Below are 14,301 nucleotides of genomic sequence, written 5' to 3' on the forward strand. Positions count from 1 at the left end.
CTAGTCGCGCCGCCGCCGCCGTCCGCGCGACTGTGTTTCCCGGCCGCCCTGATTAAAGTTCACGTCGGGCAGCGACATGATGCTGTTAAGGATAGGGTAGGGTTCAATCGCGTTGGGAATGTTTGAGGCATTCACGAAATGCTCTTGGAAGCGCGGTTCGATCGCGGTTTCGATCTTGTGGATCGCGCGAACAGTCTGTTCGATTTCGTCCCGTGCCTTGCGGTTCAAAAGTGCGATCCGCGCCCCGGTTCCGGCGGCGTTGCCCGCCGAAGTCACCTTGTCGAGCGGCGCGTCGGGGATCATGCCCAGAACCATGGCATGTTTGGGGCTGATATGCGCGCCAAAGGCACCGGCCAGCACGATACGGTCAACATGATCCACTTCGAACTTGTCCATCAGCAGGCGAGCACCGGAATAGAGCGCGGCCTTGGCCATCTGGATTTCGCGAATGTCGCGGTTGGTCACGGTGATGCGCGGTCCGCCATCGGCTGTGCCATCCCAGATCAGATAGGAATAGGTGCGCCCGTCGAGGATACAGCGGTCGCTGCCGGTCTGTTCTGCTGAACCGATCAGGCCGGGTCCATCAACGATGCCCGCCATTCGCATTTCGGCCACCAGTTCGATGATACCTGATCCGCAAATACCGGTGATTCCGGTCGTGGCGATGACATCGACGAATCCGTCCTCGTCAGACCAGACATCGCTGCCAATGACCCGAAAGCGCGGCACCTTGGTAACCGGATCAATCTCGGCGCGTTCGATTGCCCCCGGCGCGGCGCGTTGGCCCGAGGAGATTTGCGCCCCTTCAAAAGCTGGCCCGGTGGGCGAGGAACAGGCGAGCACCTTGTCCTTGTTGCCCAGCAGGATTTCGGCATTTGTGCCAACATCAACAACCAGTACGAGGTCATCGGATTTGTCCGGTGCTTCGGACAGGGCGACAGCGGCGGCATCGGCCCCGACATGCCCGGCAATACAGGGCAGCAGATAGATCCGCGCACTTGGATGCAGTTGCAGATCCATCTCGGCCGCCGTCAGGTTCAGGGCATCGGACGTGGCCAGCGCAAACGGGGCCTGCCCGAGTTCGAACGGATCAATCCCGAGAAACAGGTGGTGCATGACGGGATTGCAGACAAAGACCGCATCCATGATTTCGGTCTTGTCAATTTCGGCTTCTGACGCGATTTGATCAAACAGCGTGTTCATTCCGGCCCGCACTGCAGCCGTCATTTCGGCGGCACCGCCCTTGTTCATCATCGAATAGCTGACCCGGCTCATCAGGTCTTCGCCAAACCGGATTTGCGGGTTCATGATTCCGGAAGAGGCGACAACTTCGCCGGTCTGCAAGTTGCAGAGATGCGCCGCGATGGTGGTCGAGCCAAGATCGACCGCGAGGCCATACGTCGGGGCATCGTGAAAACCCGGCAAGACCTGCATGATGCGGGGCCGATAGGCGCGCGAGCCGAGGTGAACGGCGCAGGTGACTTTCCAGCCGCCTTTGCGCAGCACCGGCTGAAGTGTTTGCAACGTTGGCAGGTCGATCTGCAGATCGGTCACCTGCCATTGGTCGCGCAGCGCGTTGCGCAGCCGTTCCAGATCGCCGGTGGGGTCATGCATGTCGGGTTCTGCAACCTCGACGTAGTAGAGTTTGACAGACGGATCGAGAACGATGTCGCGCGCTTCAGCGCGCTTGCGGACCACTTGTTTGTGGACCTGGCTTTCCGGTGGCACGTCGATCACCACGTCCCTCTGGATCTGTGCCTGACACCCCAGTCGGCGACCGTCGATCATCCCGCGCTTAGAGCGATACCGCTCTTCCACCGCGTTCCATTCTGTCAGGGCGTCGTTGGCAACGGTGACCCCATGTTTGGGGAATTCACCATAGCTTGGCGTGATCTGGCATTTGCTGCAAATGCCACGACCCCCACAGACGCTGTCAAGATCGACGCCAAGCTGGCGCGCTGCGGTCAGAATCGGAGTGCCAACGGGGAAACGACCGCGTTTTCCGGAAGGGGTAAAGATCACGAGAGGGTCGGATTGCATGCCGGGAACCTGCCTTGTGTGTCTGCTTGGAGCACCATAGTCGGCGCTGTGTAAATCGAAACGCAAGTAACGGCAATTTCTGATGCACCTGCGTCATTCCGTAATCACATGTGGATGTGTTGATCACGGGACGCTGCGGAAAACGACATGGCGGGTCACAATATACTGTGTGAACCCTTTCCCCCATCCGCCAACCATGCCATAGGGAAGCGCCAAACGAGATATCCACGGAGAGTGACGATGGAGATTCGCGAGGCCCTCACCTTTGATGACGTTCTGTTGGTCCCTGCGGCCAGCAATGTACTGCCCTCGACGGCCAGTACCGCGACAAATGTGACGCAGAGCATTCAGATGAACATACCCCTGTTGTCCAGTGCAATGGACACGGTGACCGAGGCACGCATGGCCATCGCCATGGCACAGGCGGGCGGCATGGGCGTCGTGCACCGCAACCTCTCGATAGAGTTGCAGGCGCAGGAAGTGCGCCGGGTCAAGCGTTTCGAGAGCGGCATCGTCTATAACCCGATCACCCTGCATGCGGATCAGACGCTGGCCGATGCCAAGGCATTGCAGGAACGATATAGAGTCACCGGCTTTCCCGTGGTTGACGACACGGGCAGGGTGGTCGGGATCGTGACCAATCGGGATATGCGCTTCGCAACCGATGACAGCACCCCGGTTCGGATCATGATGACGTCGGACAATCTCGCCATCCTGCAGGAACCGGCAGATCGCGACGAGGCGATCAGCCTGATGAAGGCACGGCGGATCGAAAAGCTGTTGGTCACCGATGCCAAGGGCAAGCTCACCGGGTTGCTGACACTCAAGGATACGGAACAGGCGGTGCTGAACCCGACGGCCTGCAAGGACCAGCTTGGCCGTTTGCGTGTTGCGGCTGCCAGCACTGTTGGTGACGCCGGTTACGAACGAGCACAGGCGCTGGTTGATGCTGGGGCTGACATGATCGTGATCGACACGGCGCATGGTCACTCCGAAGGGGTTGCCCACGCTGTTGAACGTGCCAAGAAACTGTCCGACGAAGTGCAGATCGTGGCTGGCAATGTCGCAACTGCCGAGGCGACACGGGCGCTGATCGGGGCAGGTGCGGATGCGATCAAGGTCGGAATCGGGCCGGGCAGTATCTGCACCACACGTATGGTCGCAGGCGTTGGCGTGCCTCAGCTGACCGCGATCATGGATTGTGCCAGTGGGGCGGGGGATATTCCAGTGATCGCCGATGGGGGGATCAAGTTCTCGGGCGATTTCGCCAAGGCAATCGCCGCCGGAGCGTCCTGTGCTATGGTTGGCAGCATGATTGCGGGTACCGACGAGTCTCCTGGAGAAGTCATTCTGTATCAAGGCCGTAGCTTTAAGAGTTATCGTGGTATGGGCTCGCTCGGCGCAATGGCGCGCGGTTCTGCGGATCGGTATTTTCAGAAGGATGCGGCAAGCGACAAGCTTGTGCCTGAAGGGATCGAGGGACAGGTGCCTTACAAGGGCAGTGCGGGGGCAGTCATTCACCAACTGGTCGGCGGCCTGCGCGCGGCGATGGGCTATACCGGGTGTGCCACGGTGGATGAGATGCGCAAGAATTGCAATTTCGTCAAGATCACCGGTGCCGGACTCAAGGAAAGCCATGTACATGATGTGCAGATCACGCGCGAGTCGCCAAACTATCGTATCGGCGTTTAGCAAGATCATGTCCTTGCGATTGATTGCAAAGGCGGCGACCGCGCCATGACACCTGCTGCACGGGTGCAGGCCGCGATCGAAATCCTCGACGAGATACAGGCTGGCAAGGCGGCTGAGCGCGCTTTGACAGGCTGGTCGCGCCGCAGCCGCTATGCCGGGTCCAAGGATCGTGCTGCGGTGCGCGACCACGTGTTTGACGTGATGCGGTGCCTGAGGTCCTTCGCGGCCCTCGGTGGGGCACAGACCGGGCGTGGCTGGATGCTGGGTGCCTTACGGCATGCCGGCACCGACCCGGATAGTGTATTTACAGGCGCGACCTATGCGCCTGCGTCCCTGACAGACGTGGAGCAGGCAGCAGGCCAGGCACCACAGTCCGGTCCCGAAGCGCTCGATATCCCGGATTGGCTCTGGCCTAGATTCTCGGAGAGCTTGGCAGAGCAGACCGAAGCGTGCGCACAGGCGCTGCAGACCCGTGCGCCGGTTCATCTCCGAGTGAACCTGCAAAAGACCGATGTGTCGGGTGCGCAAGCGCGGCTGCTTAGGGACGGGGTCAGCACGATACCGCATTCAGTGGCGACCACCGCGCTTGAAATCACCGATGGCGCGCGCCGGTTGCGGCAATCAGAGGCCTATCAGAGTGGTTTGGTTGAACTTCAGGATGCGGCCAGCCAGGCCGTGGTCGAGGCGTTGCCGTTGCGGGATGGTATGCGTGTTCTTGACTACTGTGCAGGCGGGGGAGGCAAGGCGCTGGCCCTGGCTGCGCGGGCGCGGATTGACCTCTTTGCCCATGATATTGCACCCGAAAGAATGCGGGATCTTCCCGTGCGAGCGGCGCGGGCGGGCGCAATTGTCACGGCGATTTCCAGCGATGAGATTGGGCAGGCAGGACCATTCGATTTGGTTCTCTGTGATGCCCCGTGTTCCGGCAGCGGTGCGTGGCGACGCTCGCCCGAGGGTAAATGGCGTCTCGATGAACCAGGGTTGAATGAACTCTGTGGCATTCAGGGCGGGATCCTTGAAACCGCGTCCGGGTTGGTGTCCGAAGATGGCTTGCTTGCTTACGCCACTTGTTCGGTTCTGCAGGACGAGAACCAGAACCAGATAGACCACTTCCTGAAACAGAACAGCGAGTGGCGGCTTGCTGTTCAGCGACAGTGGACAATGCAACACGGAACCGATGGATTCTATGCGGCACACTTGACGCGGGATACATCTCGAACCTAAACAACCTATACGGTAATATTCGCTTGTTAAGCATGGCTTAACGCTCACGCGGCGAAATTAGCGTTAGGGAAGTCAGGTTTGGGAGGCCTCATGTGAACAGTCGTCGGATGCCGATCCAACCCTTTCTGGACGCACATCTTTCAGATGCCGGTCGTATTGGCGTCGTCATTGGCTTCGCCTGTGCATTGGGCGCGATGGGGCTGTTTGGACTACCCGGTGGGTTGATATCGCAAAGTATGCTCGCAGCATCGGCAACACTGTTGGCGGTATCCGTGATCTTTGCCGCGCGAAACATCGCCTTTAGCAGTTCTGATCGTGCGGAAACTGGCGTGCTGGCATCCATTATTGAACGGGATTCGTCACCCAGCTTTGTCGCAAACGAGGATGGCGCGATCCGGGTCATCAACACGGCGGCGACAATACGCTTTGCCGATACTGCAAGCGAAACGCTTGCGGGCACATTGCGGATCATGTTCGCAAATCCGTCGGCGGTGCTGTACCGGCTGCAATGTCGCGCACGCCTCGATGGTGCGGCGCGCGAGGATATCGTAACGCGCCGCGGCCATGTTCGACTGTCAGTACACCTTGTCGGGGCGTCCGACTATCTCTGGCGCATGGAAGACATGCCCGAGCGTTCTCCGGGTGCCCGCAGTTCAGAGTCATTGCCTGTGCCGATGATTACGACAGGTCGCTCAGGGGCGGTGTTGTTCATGAACGATGCGGCGCTTGCCTTAATCGGCGAACGCGCCAAGACACTTGATCGTCTTTTTCCATCCCTCCCAGTCACACCCGGCAAGTTGAACCGTTTGAGCGCCAAGAATGGTCCCATTGATGTCATGGTGGCCGAGAACGACAGTTTCGCGGGTCGCCGGGAACTCTATTTCCTTCCCTCCGAAGGGCCTGAGGGGCAGGGGCATGACATCGTCTTTGAAACCCTGCCAGTGCCGATGATCAAGGTCGCAACCGACGGCCGTATATTGTTGGCAAATCAGATGGCCATCGGTCTGCTTGGTATCGACAGCGCCGAGGGGCTGATGCTTGGACAGACCATGGAGGGGCTCGGTCGGCCGATCTCTGACTGGTTGCAGGAAACGATATCAGGCAACACTCAAAAGAATTCGGAATTCCTGCGGGTCAGCCGCAAGGACAGAGAAGTTTTTGTTCAAGTCACGCTGAGTCGCGTTACCGAGAACGGCGAACCGCTGCTGATTGCTGTTCTGAACGACGCGACCGAACTTAAGACACTCGAAGCCCAGTTTGTGCAAAGCCAGAAGATGCAGGCGATCGGACAGTTGGCCGGAGGTGTCGCGCATGATTTCAACAACCTGCTCACGGCGATTTCCGGGCATTGCGATTTGCTGTTGCTACGGCACGATCAGGGCGATCAGGACTATGGCGATCTGGTGCAGATAAACCAGAATGCCAACCGGGCGGCGGCGCTTGTGAGTCAATTGCTGGCGTTCTCCCGGAAACAGACCCTGCGCCCCGAGGTGCTGGATCTGCGAGATACACTGTCCGACCTGACGCATCTGCTGAACCGACTCGTCGGCGAAAAGGTGACCCTGACGCTGAGCCACGACCCGGTCCTGAATCCGATCAGAGCGGACAAACGACAGCTTGAGCAGGTGCTGATGAACCTCGTCGTCAATGCTCGCGATGCTATGCCTTCCGGTGGCGAGATCAGGATCGAAACAGAGGTAACGACGCTGACGACGCCTTTGTTGCGGGACCGTGCGACCGTTCCTGCTGGCCCCTATGTGACGGTCAAGGTGAGCGACGAAGGCGCGGGTATTGCACCCGATATGCTACAGAAAATATTTGAACCATTTTATACAACCAAACGGACGGGAGAGGGTACGGGGCTGGGGTTGTCGACGGCGTACGGGATCGTCAAACAGACCGGTGGTTTCATTTTCGTCGACAGTACGATCGGCAACGGCACGGTGTTCACGCTGTTCTTTCCCGTGCACGAGGCCGAAGTCACAGCCTCGCCCGAAGTTGCGAAATTCAGCCCGCAACCGACCGCGAAACAGGGTGAGGGCGTGATCCTGCTGGTCGAAGACGAAGCGCCCGTACGCGCGTTTGCCTCCCGCGCATTGCGGTTGCGCGGGTATACTGTGCTTGAGGCTGAGTCAGCCGAAGATGCCTTGAAAACGCTCGAGGATCCCGGCTTGAACGTGAATGTTTTTGTCACTGATGTGGTCATGCCGGGGATGGATGGGCCAAGCTGGGTGCGCGAGGCACTAAAGGTTCGGCCCGACGTGCGAGTGGTTTTCGTTTCTGGGTATGCCGAAGGTGCATTTGGAGATGCGCAACCAGCTGTTCCGAACTCGGTCTTTCTGCCGAAACCGTTCTCCCTCAATCAGCTGACCGATACGGTGCACCAGCAACTGCATTGATGGCCTGAGTCAGGCGATACCTTCATACAGGCGAAACTCGTCCGAACATTTTTTGCGGTATATGCGTTCGACCTCGGGGGAAAGGAACAGGTCCATTTCCGGTGACACATTCTTGCGCTTAAGAATGATTTCGACACCAATGCGTTCTTCGAGGAACCTGTTTAGTCGAGGCAACTCTTCGTAGCGAAACAGATGGGTTATCGCGGTGCCACTGGGATGCGTCTTGAGAAAGCTGGCCTGACTCCCGACATCAGCGAACGCGGGCCGGCTGCCCTTGACATAGGCCAGAACGAAATCGTCAAAGCTCATCCCCTGGGTGCTCCGCTCTGTGTCGCGCAGGTCGTCTCTCTGCCGGTATCTGTACCAACTGCCCAGCCAGCTGACGGGCTCGCGCATTACGGCAAGGAGCTCCATCTCGGCACCACCAACCTTGTTGAACATCGGGCGGAAAAATCGGCTGTAGCGATAAACCGAAGCGTGTTTCAATCCGGAAGGGTGCGAGACCACCATGTCGGCGCGCCTGGCCAGAGCGGAATGATAGGCGGTCGTTCCGGTCTTTGGTACCGCCAGAAACGCCAAGCGTTCTTTATGAAAAACAAGCATTTACAGGACATTTCTCCGCGCAGGTTTAGCAACTTCATCGGATAAACTACTCTTTAACCCCTTTCAGAAACAGTGGGGATGTCAAAAATTCTAATTGAAATGTTCTCTTTTTGGTCCTATTTGGAACAAGAAGTGAACAAAGCAGCGATTGCCGCCCGTCTGCGGGTGTGACAATAAGATAAGGGAACAGGACTATGGCGGATCTATTGACCATGAGCAGCAAGAAAAACGCAGACAAGCAAAAGGCGCTCGACAGCGCGCTTGCGCAGATTGAACGGCAATTCGGCAAGGGGTCGATCATGAAGCTTGGCGCCGAAGGTGCCATTCAGGAAATCGAATCCAGTTCGACCGGGTCTTTGGGGCTTGATATCGCACTTGGGATCGGCGGCTTGCCGATGGGACGCATCGTTGAAATCTACGGACCGGAAAGTTCGGGCAAGACAACGCTCACGCTGCATTGTGTTGCCGAACAGCAGAAACGTGGCGGCGTTTGTGCCTTTGTCGATGCGGAACACGCGCTTGATCCGCAATATGCCCGCAAGCTTGGCGTCGATATCGACGAATTGCTGATCAGCCAGCCCGACACCGGTGAGCAGGCTCTGGAAATCACCGACACGCTGGTCCGCTCCGGAGCGGTCAACATGGTTGTGGTGGACTCGGTCGCCGCACTGACGCCAAAATCCGAACTGGAAGGCGATATGGGCGACAGCAGTGTGGGCGTCCAGGCCCGCCTGATGAGCCAGGCCATGCGCAAACTGACCGGTTCGATTTCGCGCAGCAATTGTATGGTCATCTTTATCAACCAGATCCGGATGAAGATCGGCGTGATGTTTGGCAGCCCGGAGACGACGACCGGCGGCAATGCTCTAAAGTTCTACAGTTCGGTGCGGCTCGACATCCGCCGCATCGGGTCGATCAAGGACCGTGATGAGGTCGTGGGCAATGCCACCCGCGTGAAGATCGTCAAGAACAAGGTCGCGCCACCGTTCAAGCAGGTCGAATTTGATATCATGTATGGCGAAGGTATCTCGAAGATGGGCGAGTTGCTTGATCTTGGCGTCAAAGCCGGGGTGGTCGACAAATCCGGCGCCTGGATGAGCTATGGCGACGAACGCATCGGGCAGGGCCGCGAGAACGCGAAACAGTACCTGCGCGATAATCCGAAGATCGCTTATGAAATTGAAGACAAGATCAGAGCGGCGCATGGTCTTGAATTCGATATGCCCAAACCTGCCGACGCCGGTGGCGAGGATGTGCTTGAGGCGTGAACTCTTGTCTGAGGGTTTGCCCTAACGGGGCATTTTTCAGCCGAAAAGGCGAAGCGGTCTGAGAAGAAACGGGGCGTGCCACATGGCGCGCCCTTATTGCTGTGTTTCGGTGCGATTGCGGCGGTGGACAGTGCCGGGGCTTACAGCTATTTCAAGTGCCAAACTTGAACCTCCGAAAGCTTGCCCATGCCCACGTTGAATGACATCCGGTCCACTTTTCTGAGCTATTTTGCAAAGCAAGGACATGAGGTTGTAGAGAGCAGCCCGTTAGTGCCGCGGAACGATCCGACGCTAATGTTTGCGAACTCTGGCATGGTCCAGTTTAAGAACCTGTTCACCGGCGTCGAGCATCGTGACTACAAACGCGCGACGACGGCGCAAAAATGTGTACGCGCGGGCGGTAAACATAACGATCTGGACAATGTCGGCTATACCGCGCGGCATCACACCTTCTTTGAGATGCTCGGCAATTTCAGTTTTGGCGATTACTTCAAATCCGACGCCATCCCGTTTGCTTGGGAATTGATCACCCGGGATCTTGGCATCGACAAATCCCGATTGCTGGTCACGGTCTATCATACGGATGACGAGGCGGCGGAGATCTGGAAGAAGGTCGCCGGTCTGCCTGACGATAGGATCATCCGCATCCCGACCAGCGACAATTTCTGGCAGATGGGCCCGACCGGCCCCTGTGGTCCCTGCACCGAGATCTTTTATGACCACGGTGAACAGTATTGGGGTGGCCCTCCGGGCAGCCCTGACGAAGATGGCGACCGGTTTGTCGAGATCTGGAATCTCGTTTTCATGCAATACGAACAGTTCGAGGATGGCAGCCGCAAGGATCTGCCAAACCAGTCGATTGATACCGGCATGGGGATCGAGCGGGTCGCGGCCTTGTTGCAGGGAACCAACGACAACTATGCAACCGACCTGATGCGCAGCCTGATCGAGGCCAGCGCCGATGCAAGTAGCACCGATCCTGATGGGCCCGGCAAGACGCATCATCGGGTCATTGCGGATCATTTGCGGTCAACTTCGTTCCTGATGGCCGATGGTGTCATGCCTTCTAACGACGGACGTGGCTATGTCTTGCGGCGGATCATGCGGCGCGCCATGCGCCATGCTCACCTGCTGGGCGTTAAGGACCCGCTGATGTACCGGTTGGTGCCAGCGTTGATCCAACAGATGGGTGCGGCTTATCCTGAACTGGGCCGGGCCCAGTCGCTGATCGAAGAGACGCTGAAACTGGAAGAAACCCGGTTCAAACAGACCCTTGATCGCGGTCTGAAGCTTTTGGATGACGAAGTCGCGAGCCTGCCTCAAGGCGCGGCGCTTCCCGGACAGGCGGCGTTCAAACTCTATGACACTTATGGATTCCCGCTTGATCTGACGCAGGACGCACTGCGCGAGCAAGACAGAACCGTCGATACCGAAGGGTTTGACGCGGCGATGGCCGAGCAAAAGGCCAAGGCGCGTGCGGCGTGGTCAGGCAGTGGCGAAGCGGCAGATGCAACGGTCTGGTTTGATGTGGCCGATCAGCACGGAACCACCGATTTTCTGGGATACGACACCGAAACCGCCGAGGGGCAGATCGTGGCGCTGGTCCAGGATGGTGGCACGGTGGACGAGGCCGGGCAGGGACAGGAGGTGCAGATCGCGCTCAACCAAACGCCGTTCTATGCCGAAAGCGGGGGGCAGGTCGGCGATACCGGAGAAATCCGCACCGAGAGCGGTGTGGCGACGGTGACAGACACGCGCAAGACGGCGGGCGTCTTTTTGCATATCGCAAAGGTCAGAGAAGGCGACATTCGCGTCGGCGAGGCCGCGACCTTGACTGTTAATCACGATCGCCGGACGTCGATCCGCGCCAATCACTCGGCGACGCATCTGCTACACGAGGCATTGCGCCGCGCATTGGGGGATCATGTTGCACAGCGCGGGTCGCTGAATGCCGAGGATCGCCTGCGGTTTGATTTCAGCCATACCAAGCCTCTGACTGCGGACGAGTTGCAACAGGTTCAGGAAGAGGTGAACAGCTTTATCCGCCAGAACGCGCCGGTCGAGACCCGGATCATGACGCCCGATGATGCACGTGGGATTGGCGCGCAGGCCCTCTTTGGCGAGAAATACGGCGATGAAGTTCGCGTGGTGTCGATGGGTGTTGATCCCGAGTCTGGCAAAGGCGGCAATGGCGCGACATATTCGATCGAACTGTGTGGCGGCACCCATGTGCGCCAGACCGGCGATATCGGCGTCTTTGTGACGTTGGGTGATTCAGCATCTAGTGCCGGTGTCCGCCGGATCGAGGCGCTGACCGGGGCCGAGGCATTTCGTTATCTGCGGGATCAGGATCAGCGGCTTTCCGAGGTTGCGGGCGCACTCAAGGCACAGGCGGGTGAGGTTCCTGACCGCGTCCGCGCTCTGATGGACGAGCGCAAGGCCTTGAGTAATGAGGTGGCCCAACTGCGCCGTGAACTCGCGATGGCAGGCGGAGGGCAAGCTGAACCGGAAGCACGACAGGTCAACGGGGTGGCGCTGGTCGCACAGGTGCTTAGCGGTGTTACCGGCAAGGATCTTCCGGCGCTGATCGACGAACACAAGGCGCGCATTGGCAGCGGTGCGGTTCTGTTGATCGCAGATGCCGGTGGCAAGGCCGCCGTGGCCGCTGGCGTTACCAGCGATCTCACAAGCCAGTTGTCGGCGGTCGATCTGGTCAAGGCCGCAGTGGTCGAACTTGGCGGCAAAGGTGGTGGCGGCCGACCCGATATGGCACAGGGCGGTGGCCGGGATGCCGGCAATTCGGATGCCGCGATTGCGGCTGTGGAAAAGGTTATGGGAGGCTGAAATGGGCGCACTTTGGATTGCACATGTGACGGTGACGGACGCTGAGGCATACGGAAAATATGCGGAACTTGCAGGGCCGGCGATTGCCAAGCACGGCGGCGAATTTATCGCTCGGGGCGGGCGTTCTGTTCAACTGGAAGGCAAGGAACGCCCGCGCAATGTTGTCGCGCGGTTTCCATCGGTTGATGCGGCTGTCGATTGCTACAATTCGCCAGAGTATCAGGCGGCGCTCAACCATGCGCGCGGCGCCTCTGAGCGCGAGTTAATGGTTGTAGAAACCACCGATTAACAAGCCTCTCAAGGGCCAGTTATTCTGGTCTGAAGAGACCGCATTTTTACTAGCACCGGCGCACAATACGCGCCGGTGCTAAATTCGTTTTAGCTGGCGGCCCGAGCCGCACGTTTGCGCTCATGCGGGTCGAGGTGGCGCTTGCGCAGACGGATGGCGTTGGGCGTGACCTCTACCAGTTCGTCATCATCGACATAGGCAATGGCTTCTTCCAGCGACATGGTGATCGGTGTGGTCAGGCGCACGGCTTCGTCGGTGCCGCTTGCGCGCACGTTGGTTAGTTTCTTGCCCTTGAGCGGGTTCACCTCGAGATCGTTCTCGCGGCTGTGTTCGCCGATGATCATGCCCTGATACACGTCGGCCTGCGCACCGATGAACATGCGGCCACGCTCTTCCAGATTCCAGAGCGCATAGGCGACGGATTGTCCCTTTTCCATCGAGATCAGAACACCCGCGCGACGGCCGGGGATCGCACCTTTGTGCGGAGCCCAGTCGTGGAAAACGCGGTTCAGCACCCCGGTGCCACGTGTGTCGGTCAGAAATTCTCCGTGATAGCCGATCAATCCGCGCGATGGGACATGCGCGATGATGCGGGTCTTGCCTGCGCCGGCGGGTTTCATTTCCACCAACTCGCCCTTGCGCACGCCGGTGATCTTTTCGATCACGGCGCCGGAATATTCATCGTCAACATCGATGGTGGCCTCTTCGATCGGCTCCATCCGTTGGCCGTCAATTTCCTGAAACAGAACCTGCGGGCGCGAGATCGAAAGCTCGAAACCTTCGCGGCGCATGTTTTCGATCAGCACGCCCATCTGCAATTCACCACGTCCTGCGACCTCAAAGGCCTCGCCACCGGGTGTATCGCTGATCTTGATTGCGACATTGCTTTCGGCTTCTTTCAACAACCGTTCGCGGATCACGCGGGATTGGACCTTTTTGCCGTCACGTCCGGCAAGCGGGCTGTCGTTGATGCCAAAGGTCACGGTAATTGTAGGAGGGTCGATTGGCTGTGCGGGCAGGGCATCAGAGACCGAAGGTGCCACGATGCTGTCAGCGACTGTGGCCTTGGACATGCCTGCAAGGCTGACGATATCGCCCGCTTCGGCGAGGTCGATTGGCTGTTGCGACAGGCCGCGAAACGCCAGAATTTTGGTGCAGCGGAAATTTTCGATAAGCGCGCCGTCTCGAGCCAGTGCCTTGACGGTATCACCAGCCTTGAGCGTGCCGCTTTCGACACGGCCGGTCAGGATACGACCGATAAACGGGTCGTTGCCCAGTGTGGTCGCGAGCATGCGGAACGGTTCGTCCTTATGCGCGATCTGCGCCGGGGCCGAGACATGTTCCACGATCAGATCGAACAGTGCGGTCAAATCCTTGCGCGGCCCATCCAGTTCCATATCGGCCCAGCCTGAGCGGCCGGAGGCATACATCGCCGGAAAGTCGAGTTGTTCGTCAGATGCGCCGAGGTTGGCAAAGAGGTCAAAACATTCGTCCAGAGCCCGTTCGGGTTCGCCGTCCGGTTTGTCGACCTTGTTCAGGACCACGATTGGGCGCAAACCAAGGGCAAGCGCCTTGGAAGTGACGAACTTGGTTTGCGGCATCGGGCCTTCGGCGGCATCTACAAGCAGAACAACACCATCCACCATCGACAGGATGCGCTCAACCTCGCCGCCAAAGTCGGCGTGGCCGGGGGTGTCAACGATGTTGATACGGGTGCCTTTCCATTCAACGGAAGTCGCCTTGGCGAGAATGGTGATTCCGCGTTCACGCTCAAGGTCGTTGCTGTCCATGGCCCGTTCGGTGGTGGCCTGGTTGTCCCGGTAGGTACCGGATTGTTTTAGCAGTTCGTCCACCAGCGTGGTCTTGCCGTGGTCCACGTGTGCGATGATTGCGATATTGCGCAGGTCCATAGGTTCAGCCTTTGTACGGGAGTTGCCGCGCG

At 58.7% G+C, this 14,301-nt stretch carries 9 protein-coding genes; 6 read left to right on the top strand and 3 right to left on the bottom strand.

Features of this window, described 5'->3' with window-relative positions; genetic code table 11:
• Window positions 1-2,040: an ASKHA domain-containing protein gene (locus ABJO75_RS11275; protein WP_348130382.1), complete on the bottom strand. Its 2,040-nt coding sequence runs from the start codon at window positions 2,038-2,040 to the stop codon at window positions 1-3.
• A gap of 240 nt (window positions 2,041-2,280) precedes the next feature.
• Between ABJO75_RS11275 and guaB the strand changes: the two genes are divergently transcribed.
• From guaB to ABJO75_RS11290, 3 genes are all read left to right on the top strand, one after another.
• Window positions 2,281-3,732 carry an IMP dehydrogenase gene (gene guaB, locus ABJO75_RS11280; RefSeq protein ID WP_348130385.1) on the top strand — a complete coding sequence of 484 codons (1,452 nt, stop codon included), beginning with the start codon at window positions 2,281-2,283 and terminating at the stop codon, window positions 3,730-3,732.
• A gap of 45 nt (window positions 3,733-3,777) precedes the next feature.
• Window positions 3,778-4,956 (top strand): RsmB/NOP family class I SAM-dependent RNA methyltransferase, encoded by a 1,179-nt coding sequence (locus tag ABJO75_RS11285; protein WP_348130387.1) that lies wholly within the window; start codon window positions 3,778-3,780, stop codon window positions 4,954-4,956.
• 194 nt (window positions 4,957-5,150) lie between these two features.
• Window positions 5,151-7,355 carry an ATP-binding protein gene (locus ABJO75_RS11290; protein WP_348130488.1) on the top strand — a complete coding sequence of 735 codons (2,205 nt, stop codon included), beginning with the start codon at window positions 5,151-5,153 and terminating at the stop codon, window positions 7,353-7,355.
• A gap of 9 nt (window positions 7,356-7,364) precedes the next feature.
• Here ABJO75_RS11290 and ABJO75_RS11295 read toward each other — a convergent pair whose 3' ends face one another.
• A complete protein-coding gene (locus ABJO75_RS11295) occupies window positions 7,365-7,958 on the bottom strand; it encodes a gamma-glutamyl kinase (RefSeq protein ID WP_348130390.1) in 594 nt (197 codons plus the stop codon).
• Window positions 7,959-8,152: 194 nt separating this feature from the next.
• On the opposite strand from ABJO75_RS11295, the gene recA reads away from it, so the two are divergent.
• The 3 genes from recA (at window position 8,153) to ABJO75_RS11310 (ending at window position 12,359) form a co-directional block, all read left to right on the top strand.
• Window positions 8,153-9,226, top strand: a complete 1,074-nt coding sequence (gene recA / locus ABJO75_RS11300; RefSeq protein ID WP_348130393.1) for a recombinase RecA — start codon at window positions 8,153-8,155, stop codon at window positions 9,224-9,226.
• Between the two features lie 186 nt (window positions 9,227-9,412).
• Window positions 9,413-12,070 carry an alanine--tRNA ligase gene (gene alaS / locus ABJO75_RS11305; protein ID WP_348130396.1) on the top strand — a complete coding sequence of 886 codons (2,658 nt, stop codon included), beginning with the start codon at window positions 9,413-9,415 and terminating at the stop codon, window positions 12,068-12,070.
• A gap of 1 nt (window position 12,071) precedes the next feature.
• Entirely contained in the window at window positions 12,072-12,359 is a 288-nt protein-coding gene (locus ABJO75_RS11310; protein ID WP_348130398.1) for a DUF1330 domain-containing protein, read from the top strand.
• An 89-nt stretch (window positions 12,360-12,448) separates the two neighbouring features.
• Here the strand turns inward: ABJO75_RS11310 and typA are convergent, their stop codons facing one another.
• Window positions 12,449-14,269, bottom strand: coding sequence for a translational GTPase TypA (gene typA / locus ABJO75_RS11315; protein WP_348130401.1), 1,821 nt, complete (start codon window positions 14,267-14,269; stop codon window positions 12,449-12,451).
• Window positions 14,270-14,301: the final 32 nt, after the last annotated feature.

It is taken from the genome of Sedimentitalea sp., assembly GCF_039973035.1.
Taxonomy (GTDB): Bacteria; Pseudomonadota; Alphaproteobacteria; order Rhodobacterales; family Rhodobacteraceae; genus Sedimentitalea.